This window comes from Bradyrhizobium sp. ERR14 (genome assembly GCF_014198235.1).
Taxonomy (GTDB): domain Bacteria; phylum Pseudomonadota; class Alphaproteobacteria; order Rhizobiales; family Xanthobacteraceae; genus Bradyrhizobium.
The window spans coordinates 150,824-169,123 of record NZ_JACIHD010000005.1; the positions used below are offsets into that span (position 1 = coordinate 150,824).

Annotated in this window: 14 protein-coding genes; 8 read left to right on the forward strand and 6 right to left on the reverse strand. The window is 65.7% G+C overall.

What is annotated here, in order from left to right; translation table 11 throughout:
- The first annotated feature begins 4 nt into the window (after window positions 1–4).
- Together GGD62_RS16770 and GGD62_RS16775 are read left to right on the forward strand one after the other, a co-directional pair.
- Window positions 5–916, forward strand: a complete 912-nt coding sequence (locus GGD62_RS16770) for a DMT family transporter (protein WP_183709094.1) — start codon at window positions 5–7, stop codon at window positions 914–916.
- A gap of 15 nt (window positions 917–931) precedes the next feature.
- Window positions 932–1,705 (forward strand): MBL fold metallo-hydrolase, encoded by a 774-nt coding sequence (locus GGD62_RS16775; RefSeq protein WP_179731996.1) that lies wholly within the window; start codon window positions 932–934, stop codon window positions 1,703–1,705.
- Window positions 1,706–1,863: 158 nt separating this feature from the next.
- Here the strand turns inward: GGD62_RS16775 and GGD62_RS16780 are convergent, their stop codons facing one another.
- The 4 genes from GGD62_RS16780 to GGD62_RS16795 all read right to left on the reverse strand — a co-directional run bounded on the left by GGD62_RS16780 (window position 1,864) and on the right by GGD62_RS16795 (window position 8,408).
- Complete coding sequence (locus GGD62_RS16780) at window positions 1,864–2,634, reverse strand: TIGR02186 family protein (RefSeq protein ID WP_018316371.1); 771 nt, start codon at window positions 2,632–2,634, stop codon at window positions 1,864–1,866.
- A complete protein-coding gene (locus GGD62_RS16785; protein WP_183709095.1) occupies window positions 2,631–3,548 on the reverse strand; it encodes a sulfite exporter TauE/SafE family protein in 918 nt (305 codons plus the stop codon). Before GGD62_RS16785 ends, GGD62_RS16780 begins: the two co-directional genes overlap by 4 nt.
- Before the next feature lie 351 nt (window positions 3,549–3,899).
- Window positions 3,900–7,421, reverse strand: coding sequence for a tetratricopeptide repeat protein (locus GGD62_RS16790; protein WP_183709096.1), 3,522 nt, complete (start codon window positions 7,419–7,421; stop codon window positions 3,900–3,902).
- 399 nt (window positions 7,422–7,820) lie between these two features.
- Complete coding sequence (locus GGD62_RS16795) at window positions 7,821–8,408, reverse strand: PadR family transcriptional regulator (protein WP_018316369.1); 588 nt, start codon at window positions 8,406–8,408, stop codon at window positions 7,821–7,823.
- A gap of 200 nt (window positions 8,409–8,608) precedes the next feature.
- Between GGD62_RS16795 and GGD62_RS16800 the strand changes: the two genes are divergently transcribed.
- The 4 genes from GGD62_RS16800 to GGD62_RS16815 all read left to right on the forward strand — a co-directional run bounded on the left by GGD62_RS16800 (window position 8,609) and on the right by GGD62_RS16815 (window position 14,569).
- The gene (locus GGD62_RS16800) at window positions 8,609–9,004 is read left to right on the forward strand and encodes a nuclear transport factor 2 family protein (protein WP_183709097.1); all 396 of its coding nucleotides are present in this window, start codon (window positions 8,609–8,611) and stop codon (window positions 9,002–9,004) included.
- Window positions 9,005–9,099: 95 nt separating this feature from the next.
- Complete coding sequence (locus tag GGD62_RS16805) at window positions 9,100–10,890, forward strand: acyl-CoA dehydrogenase C-terminal domain-containing protein (RefSeq protein ID WP_092255850.1); 1,791 nt, start codon at window positions 9,100–9,102, stop codon at window positions 10,888–10,890.
- A gap of 55 nt (window positions 10,891–10,945) precedes the next feature.
- Entirely contained in the window at window positions 10,946–12,154 is a 1,209-nt protein-coding gene (locus GGD62_RS16810; RefSeq protein ID WP_183230480.1) for an acetyl-CoA C-acetyltransferase, read from the forward strand.
- Window positions 12,155–12,355: 201 nt separating this feature from the next.
- Complete coding sequence (locus tag GGD62_RS16815; protein WP_183709098.1) at window positions 12,356–14,569, forward strand: FAD-dependent oxidoreductase; 2,214 nt, start codon at window positions 12,356–12,358, stop codon at window positions 14,567–14,569.
- A gap of 401 nt (window positions 14,570–14,970) precedes the next feature.
- Here the strand turns inward: GGD62_RS16815 and GGD62_RS16820 are convergent, their stop codons facing one another.
- Window positions 14,971–15,279: a hypothetical protein gene (locus tag GGD62_RS16820; RefSeq protein ID WP_183709099.1), complete on the reverse strand. Its 309-nt coding sequence runs from the start codon at window positions 15,277–15,279 to the stop codon at window positions 14,971–14,973.
- A 239-nt stretch (window positions 15,280–15,518) separates the two neighbouring features.
- Window positions 15,519–16,133: a glutathione transferase GstA gene (gene gstA, locus GGD62_RS16825; protein WP_183709100.1), complete on the reverse strand. Its 615-nt coding sequence runs from the start codon at window positions 16,131–16,133 to the stop codon at window positions 15,519–15,521.
- A gap of 126 nt (window positions 16,134–16,259) precedes the next feature.
- On the opposite strand from gstA, the gene GGD62_RS16830 reads away from it, so the two are divergent.
- Together GGD62_RS16830 and GGD62_RS16835 are read left to right on the forward strand one after the other, a co-directional pair.
- The gene (locus tag GGD62_RS16830; RefSeq protein ID WP_063197904.1) at window positions 16,260–16,757 is read left to right on the forward strand and encodes a MarR family winged helix-turn-helix transcriptional regulator; all 498 of its coding nucleotides are present in this window, start codon (window positions 16,260–16,262) and stop codon (window positions 16,755–16,757) included.
- Window positions 16,758–16,856: 99 nt separating this feature from the next.
- Window positions 16,857–18,227, forward strand: coding sequence for a glutamate--cysteine ligase (locus tag GGD62_RS16835; RefSeq protein ID WP_028139831.1), 1,371 nt, complete (start codon window positions 16,857–16,859; stop codon window positions 18,225–18,227).
- Window positions 18,228–18,300: the final 73 nt, after the last annotated feature.

Here is an 18,300-nt window from a genome sequence, read left to right on the forward strand (position 1 = left end):
CCCCATGTCGCTCGCCCCCTCGATTTCGGCCCCCCGCACCCGCTTCAACACCCTTCCGCTCGCCATCGGCCTGTTCTGCCTGCTCTGGAGCTACGCCTTCGTCGCCGGCAAGATCGGGGTCACCCATTGCCCGCCGTTGATCCTGCTCGCCGCGCGCTTCTCGCTCGCCGGCATTTTGATCCTGGGCGCCACGCTGATCCGCGGCGACAGCTGGTCGTTAACCTGGCGCGATGCGGCGATCTTCGCCGTGCTTGGGATTGCCAACAACGCGCTCTATCTCGGCCTCGGCTACACCGGCCTGCAATCGGTCTCCGCCGGCCTCGGCGGCCTGATCGTCTCGGCCAATCCGGTCTTCACCGCCGCGCTCGCGACCCTGCTGCTCGGCGAGAGCATGACCTGGCGCAAGGCCGGCGGCCTGCTGCTCGGCATCGCCGGCGTGACCTTGATCGTCTGGCATCGCCTGTCGGTCGGCACGGATTCCCTGCACGGCATCGTCTTCACGCTGGCTTCGCTCGCCTCGCTGGTTGCCGGCACCATCCTGTTCAAGCTGCTCGCGCCGAAGGGCTCCTTGTGGATCGGCAATGGCGTGCAGAACCTCGCGGCCGGCCTCGCACTTTCGCCGATCGCGTTCAGTTTCGCCGACGTGCACGCGATCGACTATACGCCGGGCCTGATCGGCGCCTTTGCGTTCCTCGTGCTGGGCGGCTCGATCCTCGCCTACTGGCTCTGGTTCCATCTCCTGAAAGTGTGCGGCGCGACCGCCGCCAGCGCCTATCATTTCCTGATGCCGCCGCTCGGCATGCTGTTCGCGTATCTCGTCCTTGGTGAGCACGTCGAGGCCCGTGATTTGCTGGGCATCATCCCGGTCGCGCTCGGCATCTACCTGGTGACGCGCCCTGCAAAGCCTGTCTCGTAAGAGGAGAGTTCTCTCGTGCCCATTTCCATCACCCTGATAGGCGGCCCGACCGCGCTGATCGAGATCGACGGCTTCCGCCTGCTCACCGACCCGACCTTCGATGCGCCCGGCGCCTACCAGCTGCCGCATGTGACGCTGGAGAAAACCATCGGTCCCGCGTTGAAAGCCGATTCGATCGGCCCGGTCGATGCCGTGCTGCTCAGCCATGACCAGCATTCGGACAATCTCGATCATTCGGGCCGCGACTATCTCCATAAGGTCAAGCGCGTGCTGACGACGGAGGCGGGAGCGAAGCGCCTCGGCGGCCATGTCGAGGGCCTTGCGCCCTGGAGCACGACGCATCTGAAGGATAGCGACGGCAACACCCTGACCATCACCGCGACGCCGGCGCGCCATGGCCCGGCTGGCATCGAGCCGCTGTCGGGCGACGTCATCGGCTTCGTGGTGGCGTCCAGCCGGAAGGACACCAGCACGGTCTACATCAGCGGGGACACCACCTGGTTCGACGGCGTCGCCGAAGTCGCGCGCCGCTTCAAATGCGGCGTGGTGCTGCCCTTCGCCGGCGCCGCGCAGACGCGTGGGCCGTTCCACCTCACCATGGACACCAACGACACCATCGAAACGGCGCGCGCCTTCCCCGATGCGACGATCGTGCCCGTGCATACCGAAGGCTGGGCGCATTTCCGCCAGAACAGCGAGGATCTGCGCAAGACGTTCGACGTGCTCGGTTTCGGAACGCGGCTGCGGCTGCTGGAGCCGGGCGTGCCGACGGTGATCCAGGCGCCGTGAGCCCCACTGTCATGCCCCGGCTTGACCGGGGCATCCAGTACGCCGCAGCGGCCGTTGCGAGAGCGAGCTCCCTAACGCCGGCCTCTGGAATACTGGATCGCCCGGTCAAGCCGGGCGACGACGAGCGGAGAGAGTGGCGCGCGCCGCAATGACGGCAACTAATCCTTCCGGAACACGATCGATGCCATCCATCCCGTCATCAGCGCCATCGCGGCGGTGACGAGGCCATAGATCAGCCCGTTGTGCCTGGCGGTGGTGGCGACGAATTGCTCGAAGCCGACCTTGACGATCTCGAACGCGGTCTCGGTCTTGCTGATGAACGCGCCGTTCGCGAACAGCTTGATCTCGACCTCGTAGGTGCCGATCGGCACCTCCGCCGGCAGCGGAATGCCGGTGCGGAACAGGGTCGGCGTCAGGAACGTGACCGCGCTCGGATCCTCGCGATAGAGCCCGCGCTGGGTACGCAGGCGGATGAAGGCCGAGCGGAACGCGTCGTTCGGCACCACGTCGGCATAATCGCCGCCGACCCGTTGCGTCAGCAGCACGTTGTTCAGCCCGATCTGCTGGCGCCGCGCGATCTCGGGCGAGGTGATCGCCTCGAAGGGACGGTTGGCGAACAGCGCCAGATAGCTCGGCACCTGCAGGAACTGCCGGTAGTCGGTGTTGATCCAGATGCCGAAGGTGCGCTCCTTGCGCCGCGTCACCATGTCGGCGCGCGGGCCCATCACGGTGACGACGAGGTCATAGGCCGTGCGATCGGCGGGTGTCGTCGCGTCCTTCTCCACCGAGCCGAACAGCACCAGCTCCTCGCCGGAATAGTTCGGTGTCACCGTGACGCGGTGGTTGGACACCGACACGATCAGACGCTCGGCGCGCGCGGCGGAGCCGAGCAGCAGGACGAGCAGGAGTGCGAGAGCTGCGCGCATCATCCGCTCACTCCCAGCTCGCGGATGGTGAAGAGATCCTCAGGCCGGATCACCAGCTCGATCGCGAAGCGGACGCCGACCGAGAGGATCAGGAGGCCGAGCAGCAGCCGCAGCTGCTCGCCGCGGATCTTCTGCCCGGCGCGGACGCCGAACTGCGCGCCGGTGACGCCGCCGACCATCAGGATCAGCGCCAGCACGGCATCGACGAGGTGATTGGTCACCGCGTGCAGCATGGTCGCGAACAGCATCGTCACGAGCGTCAGCACCATCGAGGTCCCGATCACCGTCGAGGTCGGCACCCTCAACAGATAGATCATGATCGGCACCAGGATGAAGCCGCCGCCGATGCCCATGATGGCGCCGATGAAGCCGATCATGATGCCGACGATCACCACGGGGATGACCGAGAGATAGATCTTCGAGCGCTTGAAGCGCATCTTCAGCGGCAGCCCGTGGATCCAATTGTGCGTGCGTCGTGGCGGCAGCGCGCCGCGCCGGGTCCGCATCAGTGCGCGCAGCCCTTCCGAGAACATCAGGCTGCCGACGGTGCCGAGCAGCACCACGTAGGAGAACGCGATCATCAGATCGAGCTGGCCGAGCGCACGAAGCTGCGTGAAGGTCCACACGCCGAGCGCCGTGCCGGTGACGCCGCCGCAGAGCAGGACGCTCGCCAGCGCCGGGTCGATCGCGCGCCGCCGCCAATAAGACAGTGCGCCGGAAAAGGAGGAGGCCGCGATATGGCTCGTGACCGAGGCGACCGCGACCGCCGGCGTGATGCCGATGAAGATCAGCAGCGGCGTCATCAGGAAGCCGCCGCCGATTCCGAACATCCCCGAGACGAAGCCGACCGCGGCGCCCATGGCGAGCACCAGGAAGACGTTGACGGGAAGATCGGCGATCGGAAGATAGAGCTGCATCGAAGGACCATACGCCGGCGAGACGGATCGATTGTCGCGGAATGCTCGCGGGAAGGTCGGAACGATTGCCGCGCCCCTCAATAGCGGAATTCGGAGCCGGGAGGGACCCGGAATTTCGGGCGTGGTGAATGTTGACGAGGGTCGTGAACGAGGCCCCGATCGTTGCGATAACGCGAGATGCGCTCCCTCCCCCGCTTGCGGGGGAGGGTTGGGGAGAGGGTGTCTCCTCTCGCGAGAACCCCCAAGAGGCGAGAGCCCTCACCAGCGTCGCTTCGCTCCGCGACCTCTCCCGCAAGCGGGAGAGGTGCACCGCGCGCGCGGCTCGTTCTGTCTGTCTAAAGCAATTCGCCTTTAATGCGCCGCCGAGGCCGAGCGCTTGGTCGCGACTTGCTTCGGCGCCGGCTTTGCATTCGCCTGCGGCGCGCTGTCCCAGCCGCCGGCGGGCGCCGTGACGTTGACGGCGTCGTCGGGCTGCGGCTCGGCGCTGAAGGTCTGGATCGCGAGCTTGGCGGCCGCGAGCGATTGCGGGTCGAGACGCTTGGCGACGTCGTCGCGCTTGCCGGAGGCGTCCGCATCACCCTGGGCAGCTGCGAGGCTGAACCATTTGTAGGATTCGGCGAGGTTCTGTTCGACGCCGATGCCGCGGGCATAGAGGATGCCGAGGTTGAACTGGCTGTCGGCTACGCCGCGATCGGCGGCCTTGCGGAACCATTGCGCCGCGCTCTTGTAGTTGGCGCCGCGTCCGCCGCCGTCGGCATCGAGCACCGCGAGATTGTGCATCGCCTTGGCGTTGCCGCGCTCGGCGGCCTGGGTGTAGTAGCGGCGGGCGATGTCGGCGTCCTTCTTCACGCCGAGGCCCTTCTCGTAGAGCGTGCCGAGGCGGAAGGTCGCCGGCACCACGCCGGCCTGCGCCGCGCGGTCGTACCATTTGGCCGCTTCGTCGTAATTCGTGGCAACGCCCTTGCCTTCGGCAAAGCGCAAGCCGATCTCGTAGGCCGCGGTCGCATCGCCCTTCATCGCGGCGGTGCGCAGTACCGGGCCGCCGATGCCGTCAGGCAGTTTTTCGCTCGGCGGCACCTGGATCATGCCGAGCTTGGCGCGGCTCGCGCCCGACAGCGCGCCGGTGACGTCGCTGCTCGTGGCAGGCGGCGGCACGGATGCGGCGGGCGCCGGCGGAATTTCGACCGAGGCCGAGTTGCCCGAATTGACGGCGGGAGCCGGCGCGGCGTTGTTCTGGGACTGCCGTCCAATCGGCGTCGGCGAGGTCATCGATGGTGTGACCTGCTCGGGCGTGGCGGGCTTGTTCTCGATCACCGGCGGTGGCGGTGGGGCCTGCGGCGCCGGCTGGCTCAACGTATTGTCCATGGCCTGCGGCGCCGGCGGCGCGCTGCCTTCGAGCAGGTTCATCGCCATCTTGAAGGTGCCGAGCACGATCACGACCACGCTCGCGCCGACCAGCAGCGAGCGGATCTTCGAGGTGATGGTCGAGCTGCCGTCCTTGCCCTTGTCCTTGCCGCGATCGGCGCCGGCCTTCGCACCACCCTTGGCGCCGCGCGCCGGCTTTTCCGGCTGCGCGGCGGCGGCCTGGGCGGCGCGGCGGGCGGCTGCGATGAAGCTCGACGACGACACCGGCTCTTTCGGCGCGGCGGGAATGTCGCTGATCGCGCTCTCGGAGGCGGCGATGCGCTCCGATGGCGTGGCGAGGCGTCCACCTGGCCGTGTGCCCGGCTCGAGCGGATGATCCGGCGGCAATTCCGGCGCGAGCGCGATGCGGGCGGGGACCGTGTGCGGCTCCAGGATCTCGCTGATCGCGCGCGGCGGCACCGGTGGTGCCGACGGAACCGGCGGCGGCGCGGCGGGGGTAGCGGCATGGAATTCACGCGGCGCGGCGGAGAAGGCGGCTTGGGCGAAGGCGCCGTGAGCCTGTTGCTGCGCGTGGGCCTGTTGCTGCGCGGCGGGGTTCGGCAGCTCCGGCTTCGGATCGTATTTCGGTTGCTGCTGGGCTTGCGGCCGCGGCTCACGCGCCATCGGCGGCGCGGGCTCCATGGGAGCGGCCATCGGCATGGGCATCGGCTGCGGCGCAGGGGCCGGCGGCGCGGTGCGCACCGCGCGCAGATCGCCCTCGATCATGGAGAGGCGATCGACGACATGGCCGAGCGCGCTATGGACGGCGTCGAGCGAGTCCTGGGTGCTGCGGTTGGTCTCGGCCTGGCTGAAGCGGATGTCGGACAGCTCGCGCTTGACCAGATCGACCACGCCGGAATCGGCCGGGGCTGCGGAGCTGCGGCTCTCGGCCAGCGCGGAATAGGTCGCCTGCTGCCGCTCGAGGTGACGCAGGATGTCGTGCAGCCCGTCCTCGACGCGGCTCAAACTGCCGTTGCGCGGATCGGCGGCGGCTTCGATCCGCTCCAGCAAATACGAGACGCGCTGTTCGAGATGCGCAAAGGTCGAGGCCGAATCGTTGCCGACCTGCATGCGGTCGAAGCGGTCCGACAGCGCGCGGATCGCGGATTCCAGGTGCTCGGTGCTCTCGGCCGGCTGGGGCCGCTCGCGCGTTTCCAGCGCCGCGGTGAGCGCCGCAATGCGCTGCTCCAGCACCGCGAAGCTGTCGCCCTGGCCCGAGGCGCGGGTGACCTGGTCGACCTTGGACGACAGCAGCTGCACGTCTTCGGACAGGCGTGCCAGCGCTTCGTTGGAGGCGACGTTGGAAACGATGCCGCGCAGGGCGGTGATCGCGCCTTCGAGCTGGCGCACCGTCGAGGGATCGTCATTGGCGCGCAGGATCAGGTCGAGCTTGGCGCCGAGATTGCGGATCGCCTCGTCATAGCCGGTGAGCTGCTCGGCCGGCGTCAGCGTGCGCAGCACCTGCTTGATGTCGGACAGCGCGTGCTCGATGCCCGACAGGACCTGGCCGTCGGTGCCGTTGGAACGCGTCTCGTCGATCCGGCGATGCAGCGAGCGGATCTCGTTCTCGATCGATTCGATCGCGCGCCGCGGCATCGCCTCGGTGATGGCGGCGCGGATCTCGGCAAGCTCGCTGCGGAAGGCGTTGATCGCCTGCTCGGTATTGTCGGGGCGCTGCAGCGACTCGATCTGGCTCGTGATCTTGAGCAGATGGCGCTCGAGCGCGGAAAAATCCGGCCCCGGCTGCGGTGGCGGCGGAGCATGGGCAGGCGCGGGTGGCGCCATCGGAGGTGCGTAAGGAGCGGCCCAGGGAGCAGCATTGGGCGCGATCGAGGGCGCGGCGCGCGGCGGCATCTGCCGCGGCGTGAAGCCGTCGAGCTCGCTCTGCCGCGCGGTGATCTCGGCGACGGCGACGTCGAACGAAGCGGGGCTCAGGGGCGGGGCGTTGCGATAGACCTGCGCCGCCGCGCGCTCGACCGCATCGGCCTGGCGCTGGCGCGTGTCGGCCGGCGCGGGACGCGGAGCCGAGGGCTGCTGCGGTTGAGGCTGCGGCCGGGAGATTTGCGACAGCCGCGCATCGAGACGCGAGATCGCATCGTTGAGCTGGCGCGCGACGCCCTGCTCGCGCGAGGCGTCTGGCCGCGAAGGGTCCTGCCGCGACGAATCCTGTCGTGAAGTATCTTGGCGCTGCGCGGGCTTGGAGATCCGCTCGATCTGCTGGGTGATCGCGTCGAGCCGCTGGTGGATGTCGGCGACTTCGCGGCTTTCCTGACTCGGTCCTCGCGTTTGAACGTGCGGGGCTTGCGGACGCTGGTCGTACGGTTCGCGAAAGTTCGGGGGAGCAGTTTCGCCGAGGGTCGAGTTCAGCCAATCGTTGAGGGACATGCCGGCGCGACGCGCAGCAGCTTCGGCCCGCTCCCTGACGGATGGATCGATGCCGTCAACACTCCACGATACGCGCGAATTCATGACTCTGTCCGGTTCCGACTCCGGCGCCCCACCCGGCGCCTCCAGCCTCCCCTCGCGTGCCGGTTGCAAAGACAATCGGATTTGGCGCGGGTCGTCTGCCTCGAAAACCGACTTTTTCCTGTTACGGTAAATAACGGGTTAAGGAACGCGAGCCCGGTGTCTTAAAGTTGGGCGGGGGGAAACTTTGGGGCACGCCGGAAGCGGCGTCATTGCATCCTTCGCGACCTGCCGCCGCCATATACTCCATACTCCGCTGTCATCGCCCGCGAAGGCGGGCGATCCAGTACGCCGCGGCGGCTCGCTTCCAGCCGCGCTGCCTCGGAGTACTGGATGCCCCGCTTTCGCGGAGCATGACACCGGTAAATGTGGTGACAGTCTCCTGTCGGGTCGGGCCACCCCTCAGCCCTTCTCCCGCTTGCTCTCCTCCAGCGGCACCACCGTGGCCTTGCCGGTCATCGCCGACAGCGCATCGAGCGCCTCTTCGCAGAAATCGGCCACCATCTGTTCGTGGCGGGCCCCTAAGCGGAGCAGGAGCAGATTGCCGAGGTCGAGCCGGCCCTCCGCCGTGCCCTCCGGAAAGCGCTTCTTCAGGATGCGCTCGTAATTGGCGTGGCGGTCGCGATGGTGCTCCAGCCGGGCCATCAGATCGGTGCGCAGCGGCTCGATGTCGATGCTGTCGAGCGCATGGAGGCGGACCAGCAGATCGTCCTTGGTGGAGGCTGGCGTGCTTGGTCGCGCGGCCCAGTGCCGCAGCGCTGTTCGCCCCTCCGGAGTGAGCGTATAAACCAGCTTGTTGGGCTTGCCCGATTGCACGACCTCGCGGCCCTGGATGTGGCCGCGGTCGCGCAGCTTGGAGAGCTCGCGGTAGATCTGCTGGTGGTCGGCCTTCCAGAAGAAGCCGATCGAGGAGTCGAACGTCTTGGCAAGCTCGTAGCCCGTCATGGGGCGTTCCGTCAGGCATGCGAGGATTGCGTCGCCCAGTGCCATGATCGGCCTCCTTCTTCTGCGACCTCGACCAACCCGCTTGACTTTATGCGCATTGGCGCATATGCGTCAATGTGCATATGAGGCGTTCAGGGACGGGCTGAAGATCCGACCCGAAAAACCCAGCGGAATCAATCAGCACGCTACTGTGCATGGGGTTGTTTTCGCGTTTTTTGCCAAGGCCTTTAGGGAGGCATCCTGGAATGACCGGCCTCGACTCCTGGTACGGCTACATGAAGTCCCAAGATCGGGCTCAAGCCCGCACCGCGCTTTGGGACTTGCATAATCCCGACGCCGTCTTCGAAAGTCCCGTCGTGCATTCGCCGCAGCGCGGGCGCGACATCACCTTCAAATACCTCTCCAGCGCCGAGAAGGTGCTCGGCGGTCCCGGCTTCACCTATGTCGGTGAGTGGACCAGCGAGCGCGGCGCCGTGCTCGAATTCAAGACCATGATCGACGGTATCGAGATCAACGGCGTCGACATCATCAGCTTCGATGCCGAGGGACGCATCACGCATTTCAAGGTGATGGTGCGTCCGCTCAAGGCGATCAACATGCTGCACCGCCTGATGGCGGAGCAGTTGGCCGCCCAATCATGACCCTGCCCTGAGGTTGCAGAACCCGCTAAGCTCGCGGGCAAGGCTGCGCCGCTGGACTCACAGACATCACCAAGGCCCATTGCCGGGAGACCCCCATGCCGATCTACAAAGCCCCCGTCGAAGACGTGAACTTCCTGCTCAACGACGTCTTCCAGATCGACCGCTACGACAACCTCGCCGGCTTCTCCGATGCGTCGAGCGATGTGCGCGAAGCCATTCTGGGCGAAGCCGCCAAGCTCGCCGAAGAGGTGCTGCAACCGCTCAATCGTGTCGGCGATCTCGAAGGTTGCAAGCGTGCCGATGACGGCAGCGTCACCACGCCGAAGGGCTTCAAGGACGCGTTCAAGCAGGTTGCCGAAGGCGGCTGGCTTGGTCTGTCGGCGCCGACCGAGTTTGGCGGGCAGGGCCTGCCGGTGACGCTGAGCCAGGCGGTCAACGAATTCCAGATCTCCGCCAACATGGCGTTCTCGATGTATGGCGGCCTCACCATGGGCGCGACCGCGGCGCTGATCGTTCATGGTTCACCCGAGCAGAAGAAGACCTACGTGCCGAAGATGGTTGCCGGCGAATGGACCGGCACCATGAACCTGACCGAGCCGCATTGCGGCACCGATCTCGGCATGCTTCGCACCAAGGCGGTGCGCCAGGCCGACGGCAGCTTCAAGATCACGGGCACCAAGATCTTTATCTCGGCCGGCGAGCACGACCTTGCCGACAACATCATCCATCTCGTGCTCGCCCGCATCGAGGGCGCACCTGCCGGCATCAAGGGCGTGTCGCTGTTCGTGGTGCCCAAGTTCCTTGTGAATCCGGATGGTTCAGTCGGTGCCCGCAACGGCGTCGTCTGCGGCTCGATCGAGCACAAGATGGGCATCCACGGCAATTCCACCTGCGTGATGAACTACGACAGCGCCACCGGCTGGCTGATCGGCGAAGAGAACAAGGGCATGCAGGGCATGTTCGTGATGATGAACGAGGCGAGGCTCGGCGTCGCCGTGCAGGGCCTCGCGCAGTCCGAGGTCGCCTATCAGAACGCGGTCGCCTACGCCCGCGAGCGCATCCAGGGCCGCGCGCTCACCGGCGCCAAGGCGCCGGACAAGCAGGCCGATCCGATCATCGTGCATCCCGACGTGCGCCGCACGCTGCTCTCGATCCGCGCCTTCAACGAAGCCGCGCGCGCCTTCGTGATGTGGACTGCGCTGAAGAGCGACGTCGCCCATCGCTCGGAAGACCCAAAGGACCGCCAGGCGGCCGACGACCACATGGGCCTGATGACGCCGGTGCTGAAGGGCTTCCTCACCGATTACGGTTTTGCCAATGCGGTGCAGGCGCAGCAGATGTATGGCGGCCACGGCTACATCGCCGAGCAGGGCATGGAGCAGTTCGTGCGCGATGCGCGCATCGCCATGATCTATGAAGGCGCCAACGGCATCCAGGCGCTCGACCTCGTCGGTCGCAAGCTGCCGCGCGACGGCGGCCGCGCCATCATGGCCTTCTTCGGCGAGGTCATGGCCTTCGCCAAGGAGAACGGCGGCGACGAGGCGCTAAAGCCCTTCATCGCGCCGCTCTCGGCCTCGCTCGGCCATCTCCAGCAGGCCACGACCTGGCTGATGCAGAACGCGATGGCGAAGCCCGATAATGCCGGCGCAGCCGCAACCGATTACCTGCATCTCTTCGGCTTCGTCGCGCTCGGCTACATGTGGGCGAAGATGGCCAAGGTGACCAATGCCAAGATTGCCGAGAGCGGGGCGACGCCCTATCTCTCCACCAAGCTCGTCACCGGCCGCTTCTTCATGGAGCGGATGCTGCCGGAGACCGCCGCCAATCTCGCGCGCATCCAGGCCGGCTGCGCCACCATCATGGAATTGCCGGCGGAAGCGTTCTGAGCCTGTTTCCGCTGCCTGCTCCCAATCGTATTGAACATCACATCAGGAGGGCGTCATGCCTGAGGCATTCATCTACGACCACGTTCGCACCCCCCGCGGCCGCGGCAAGGCGGACGGCGCGCTGCACGAAGTCACGGCGCTCGCGCTCGCGACCGTGCCGCTGAAGGCGCTGAAGGACCGCAACAATCTGCCTGAGGATTCCGTCGACGACGTCATCCTCGGCGTGGTCGATCCGGTCGGTGAAGCCGGCTCCGACATCGCGCGCTTTGCGGCGCTTAAAGCCGGTCTCGGCGAAGCCGTGCCCGGCGTGCAGATCAGCCGCTTTTGCGCCTCCGGCCTCGATGCCGTGAACTTTGCCGCCGCGCAGGTGATGAGCGGCCAGCATGAGCTGGTGATCGGCGGCGGCGCCGAATCGATGAGCCGCGTCGGCATCGGCGCCTCCGGCGGCGCCTGGCCGATGGATCCCTCGATGGCAGTCCCCGCTTACTTCATGCCGCAGGGCGTCTCGGCTGATCTGATCGCCACCAAATACGGTTTCTCGCGCGACGACGTCGATGCCTATGCCGTGCAGAGCCAGCAGCGTGCGGCGAAGTCCTGGGAGGAAGGCCGCTTCGACAAGTCGATCGTCCCGGTGAAGGACATCAACGGCCTCACCATCCTGGCCAAGGACGAGCACATGCGTCCCTCGACGACGATGCAGTCGCTGGCGCAGCTGCAGCCGTCGTTCACGATGATGGCGCAGATGGGCGGCTTCGACGGCGTCGCGGTGCAGTCGCATCCCGAGATCGAGCGGGTCAATTACGTGCACCACGCCGGCAATTCGTCGGGCATCGTCGACGGCGCCGGCGCCGTGCTGCTCGGCAGCAAGGAGGCCGGTAGCAAATACGGCCTGAAGCCGCGTGCAAAAATCCGCGCGTTCGCCAATATCGGCTCGGAGCCGGCGATGATGCTGACCGGTCCGGTCGACGTCACCGAAAAGCTGTTCGCGCGCTCCGGCATGAAGAAGTCGGACATTGATTTGTTCGAGCTCAACGAAGCCTTCGCCTCGGTCGTGCTGCGCTACATCCAGGCCTTCGACATCGACAACGCCAAGATCAACGTCAATGGCGGCGCCATCGCGCTCGGTCATCCGCTCGGCGCGACCGGCGCGATGATCCTCGGCACCGTGCTCGACGAGCTCGAGCGCACCAACAAGGCGACCGCCCTGGTGACGCTGTGCATCGGCGGCGGCATGGGCACCGCGACCATCATCGAGCGGGTGTAACTTCCTCCCCTCTCCCCTTGTGGGAGAGGGTGGCGCGAACACGCGGAGCGGGTTCGAGCCGGGTGAGGGGTCTGTCTCCGCGGATGCAGACCCCTCACCCCCTCGCTTCGCTCGGACCCTCTCCCACAAGGGGAGAGGGTAGGACGAGACCCCATCAACCGCCGCGCCTGAGATTGGCTGCGGCACCGAGGAGCAACCAACATGTCGTACAAGAATTTCAAGGTTGAGACCGACGCAGACGGCATCGCGCTCGTCACCTGGGACATCCCGGGCCGTTCGATGAACGTGCTCGACGAGACCTCGACCAACGAGCTCGACGCCATCGTCAAGGCGACCACTGCGGATGCCGCGGTGAAGGGCGTCGTCATCACCTCGGCCAAGGAAGCGTTCTGCGCCGGCGCCGACCTGTCGATGCTCGAGGGCATGAACCAGGCCTACGCCAAGGTCTTCAAGGAGCAGGGCGAGACCGCCGCGAACCAGATGCTGTTCGACCAGAGCCGACGCTTCTCGCTGGTGCTGCGCTCGATCGAAACCTCCGGCAAGCCGTGGGCGGCCGCGATCAACGGGCTCGCGCTCGGCGGCGGTTTCGAAATCACGCTGTGCTGCCACCATCGCGTCGCCGCGGAGAATCCCAAGACCAGGCTCGGCCTGCCCGAGGTCAAGGTCGGCCTGTTCCCGGGCGCCGGCGGTACGCAGCGCGTGCCGCGCCTGGTGCCGCCGCAGGACGCGATGACGATCCTGCTCAAGGGCGATCCCGTCACGATCGACAAGGCCAAGGCGCTGAACCTGATCCACGCCATCGTACCGGCTGCCGATCTCGTCAAGGCGGCAAAGGACTGGATTAAGGGCGGCGGCAAGGCGATCGCGCCCTGGGACGAGAAGGGTTTTAAGCTGCCCGGCGGCCCGGTGTTCTCCAAGGCCGGCATGATGATGTTCCCGGCCGGCAATGCGATCTATCGCCGCGAGACTTACGACAATTATCCGGCCGCGCGCGCCATCATGAGCTGCGTCTATGAAGGCCTGCAGCTGCCGATCGACGCCGCGCTTCGGGTCGAATCGCGTTACTTCACCTCGGTGCTGCGCTCGAAGGAAGCGGCGGCGATGATCCGCAGCCTGTTCCTGTCGATGCAGGAGCTCAACAAGGGTGCGCGCCGTCCGAAGGACGTGCCCGCAACCAAGGTGAAGAAGATCGCCGTGATCGGCGCCGGCTTCATGGGCGCCAGCGTCGGCTACGTCTCGGCCCGCGCCGGCCTCGACGTCGTCCTGATCGACCGCGACCAGGAGAGCGCCGACAAGGGCAAGGCCCATGCGCAGAAGGTGATCGAGGAGCAGATCAAGAAGGGCCGCGCCAAGCCCGGCGATGCTGAAGCCCTGCTCGCGCGCATCACACCGACCGCGGACTATGCGGCGCTGAAGGACGTCGACCTGGTCATCGAGGCGGTGTTCGAGGATCGCAAGGTCAAGGCCGATACCTTCGCCAAGGCGCAGGAGCACATGAAGCCGGACGTGATCTTCGCGTCGAACACCTCGACGCTGCCGATCACCTCGCTGGCTGAATCGTTCAAGGATCAGGGCAAGTTCGTCGGCATCCACTTCTTCTCACCGGTCGAGAAGATGATGCTGGTCGAGATCATCAAGGGCAAGAACACCGGCGATCTCGCGCTCGCGACCGCGCTCGACTACGTCCGCCAGATCGGCAAGACGCCGATCGTCGTGAATGACTCCCGCGGCTTCTTCGCCAACCGCTGCGTCGGCCGCTACGTCGCCGAGGGCAACGAGATGTTCCTCGAGGGCGTGCCACCGGCAATGATCGAGAACTGCGCCAAGATGGCCGGCATGCCGGTCGGCCCGCTCTCGCTCTCCGACGAAGTCGCGCTCGACCTCGGCCTCAAGATCATGAAGGCGACGGAGGCCGATCTCGGCCCCAACGCCATCAATCCCGATCAGAAGAAGCTGATGGTGGAGTTGGTCGAGAAGCAGGGCCGGCTCGGCCGCAAGAACAGCAAGGGCTTCTACGACTACCCTGAAAAGGGCAAGGGCCAGAAGAGCCTGTGGCCGGGTCTGTCGGCGCTGCAGCCGAAGCAGCTCGACCCTGACACGCTCGATATCGAGGAGCTGAAGCAGCGCTTCCTGGTGGTGCAGGCGGTGGAAGCCGCGCGCACGGTCGAGGATCACGTCATCACCGATCCGCGCGAAGCGGATGTCGGCTCCATCCTCGGCTTCGGCTTCGCGCCGTTCACCGGCGGCACGCTGTCCTATATCGACTTCATGGGCCCGAAGAAGTTCGTCGAGCTTTGCCACAAGCTGGAAGCGAAGTACGGCTCGCGCTTCACCCCGCCGAAACTGCTCGAGGAAATGGCGGCGAAGGGCGAGACCTTCTACGGCCGCTTCGCGCCGAAGAAGGCGGCGGCCTGACGAGCAGCCTGTAGCCCGGATGGAGCGTAGCGAAATCCGGGACCAGTTTTTCAACTTGCGAGAGCACCCCGGATTACGCTTGCGCTCCATCCGGGCTACGCAGAAACAGGAAAGGCCGGATCGTCGATCCGGCCTTTCTATTTGCAGTCGTCGAACGGTTAGAAAACGCCGCTGCAAACCCGTCCAGCCGCGCTCGCTCCGCCCTGGCACCGCTCTTGCTGAAGATCCGTCGGATGGCTCGTCAGCATTGAAGGTGTCCCGCAATGATCCCCACGGTGTCTCAAGACAGCGCAGCCGGCGTTGCCGTAAGATACGCCCCCCTCTTGCGGCTGGGGCAGCCGTGGCCGCGGCGCAGGCTCTTCCGGCGGCGCAGAAAGCTCCCCTCCTGGGTCGGCGTGGCGCTACTCGTTCTCTTCATCGACATGGCGATGGCCGCGCTGGCCTGGGTCGCCGTCGACGTCGTCCTGCATTGAGAGCTCGTCTCGGTGCACGTAGAGCGTCGCCGCCAAATAGGCGACCTGGCCGGCAATCAGGCAGCCGGCGACGATGGGAATGCCCGTCCAAAATCCAAAGCCCGAGGTCTGAAGGACCGTTGCGACGAGGATCGCGGTCGCCGGCGAGACCAGCAACAGACTCCCGACTCGGAAGAAGAGTCCCGCCGCCAAGCCGGTGATCGTGCTCGCAAGCAAGAGGAGGAGTACGGTTGTCACGAGAGCTTCCCAGTTCAGGCCGCATCGCGGTACATGGCTGAAATTGAGCCAACTGGATTGCTCTCACAACGATGGTGATCTCTGCCGCACACACAAGGCGGAGTTATTGTTAACTCCGACAATGCTCGTAAAATTGATGCCCGGGACATCGCGAACGTCCGGGCTTCCGCGACCGCTTCAAGCAAAAGAGCCGGATCATCGATCCGGCTCTTCGTCGTCCCGACTGTCGTGCGCGGGTCTTATTTCGCCTGCGCGGGGCCTTCCTTCTTCAGCGCTTCCTGCACCTGCGGCCGCGCCTCGACGCGGGCCTTGTAGGCGGCAAGGTTCGGCATCGCCGAGAGGTCGAACTTCATCCGGTCGCCCCAGGTCAGCATCGTGAACAAATATCCGTCGGCGACCGTGAACTGCTTGCCCATGAGGTAGTCGCGGCCGGCGAGCTGGCTGTCGATGTATTTCAGCTTGCCCATGACGCGATCTTTGAAGAAAGCCTTGGCCTCGTCGTTCAGGGCCGGCGCGAACATCGGACCAAAGCTCTTGTGCACCTCCGAGGTGAGGAAATTCAGCCACTCCAGCAGCTTGTAGCGCTCGGAACTGCCATGGGCGGGCGCCAGCGCCTTGCTTGATGCCTGATCGGCGATCATCTGGACAATCACCGGGCCTTCGGTCACGATCTCGCCGCTGTCGAGGCCCAGCGCAGGGACCTGGCCCTTGGGGTTCAGCTTCAGATAATCCTCACCATTTTCGAGCTTCTTGGCCCGGATATCGACCTTGACCAGCTCGTAGGGCAGGCCGGCTTCCAGGAGCGCGATGTGGGGGGACAGCGAGCAGGCACCGGGCGAATAGTACAGTTTCATGGAATTTCCTCCTCTTGACGCTTGGTTCGGCGGAAAGAACGACTACTTGCAGCTGCTTGTAACAGTCAATATTGATGCAGCTGCATCAAATGGGGTAAGAGACGGGCGACGAGCTTGAGCGGGACCATGAAACGTAAACCATCGACCGAGGCGACTTCCGCCTGGATCCGCCTGATGCGGGTGCAGAGCCGCGTGCTCGATTGCGTCGAGCAGGATCTGAAGAAGGCCGGCTTCCCGCCGCTGGCATGGTATGACGCGCTGCTCGAATTGTCGCGAGCTCCCTCGGGCGAACTAAGGCCAGTGGAACTCGAACGGCAGATGCTGATCCCGCAATATTCCACCTCGCGCCTGATCGACCGCCTGGTCGACGAGGGCCTCGCCTCGCGGCGCGAATGCAAGATCGACAAGCGCGGCCAGTTCGTCGAGATCACGGAAGCCGGCCGCGAGCTGCAGAAGCGGATGTGGGGCGCCTATTCGGCTGCGATCGAGAAATATGTCGGTTCGAAACTGTCCGATGCCGATGCCGTCAAGCTCAGCGGTCTGCTCGACCGCCTGGGCTGCTCGTGCGGCGAGATGAAACTGCCGCCCGTCGCCAACGTCAACGAAACCTCGCCGTCGCGATGATCGCGCGGCACACCAGCTCGTCCGTGCACCCGGTGGGTTCGCGGACCATCCCGTCACCCGCGCGCGTTCGATCGAAGCGCCTTTTGATTAGAGTTTGATATGGCGCGAGACCAGATCGATATGACGCCGCTGCAGTCGCGCGACGAGCTCGTTTCGTGGTTCGAGGAAGGCTGCAAGGACCCGTCCGAATTCCGCATGGGCACCGAGCACGAGAAGACGCCGTTCACGCTCGAGGGCCACCGTCCGGTGCCTTACGAGGGCGCGCGCGGCATCGGTGCGTTGCTCGAAGGCATGAAGCTCCTGCTCGGCTGGGAGCCGATCATGGAGAAGGGCAACATCATCGGCCTCTACGACGTCACCGGCGGCGGTGCGATCTCGCTCGAGCCCGGCGGACAGTTCGAGCTCTCCGGCGCGCCGGTCGAGAACGTGCACCAGACCCAGAGCGAGCTGATGGCGCATCTTGCACAGGTGCGCGAGATCGCAACGCCGCTCGGCATCGGCTTCCTCGGTCTCGGCATGACGCCGTCCTGGTCGCGCGCCGATATCCCGGTGATGCCCAAGGGCCGCTACAAGATCATGACCAACTACATGCCGAAGGTCGGCCAATACGGCCTCGACATGATGTACCGGACCTGCACCGTGCAGACCAATCTCGACTTCTCCTCCGAAGCCGACATGGTCAAGAAGCTGCGCGTCTCGCTCGCGCTGCAGCCGGTCGCGACCGCTTTGTTCGCCAATTCGCCGTTCACCGAAGGCAAGCCGAACGGCTTCCTCTCCTTCCGCTCCGAGATCTGGCGCGACACCGACAATGCGCGTTCCGGCATGATGCCGTGGGCGTTCGAGGACGGCATGGGGTTCGAGCGCTATGTCGACTACGCGCTCGACGTGCCCATGTATTTCGTCAAGCGCGGCGAGGAATACATCGACGTGTCGGGCTCCTCTTTCCGCGCGTTCTTCGACGGCCGCAACAACAATCTACCCGGCGAGCGTCCGACGCTGTCGGACTGGGCCAACCATCTCTCGACGATTTTCCCGGAAGTGCGGCTCAAGCGCTATCTCGAGATGCGCGGCTCCGACGGCGGCCCGTGGGGCCGGTTGCCGGCGCTGCCGGCGTTCTGGGTCGGGCTGCTCTATGACGACGTCGCGCTCGATGCGGCCTGGGAGATCGTCAAGCACTGGAGCGCGCCCGAGCGTCAGGCCCTGCGCGACGACGTGACGCGCTTCGGCTTCAAGGCGCGGATCAAGAACCGTTATCTGTTCGAGATCGCCAAGGAATGCCTGGTTCTGGCGCATGCCGGCCTGCGCCGGCGCGGCCGGATCGACCAGCTCGGCCGCGACGAAACGCGGCATCTGGAGCCGCTCGACCGCATCATCGATTCCGGCCGGACGCCGGCCGAGGAAATGTTGGACAAGTTCAACGGTCCCTGGAAGGGCTCGGTGGAACCGGCCTACGCGGAATACGCGTTCTAGGACGGTCAGGGATTCAGCCGTTCATCGCCCATACAGGTTTGCGGCGATCAAATGACCGGCTGAAAAAACCTGA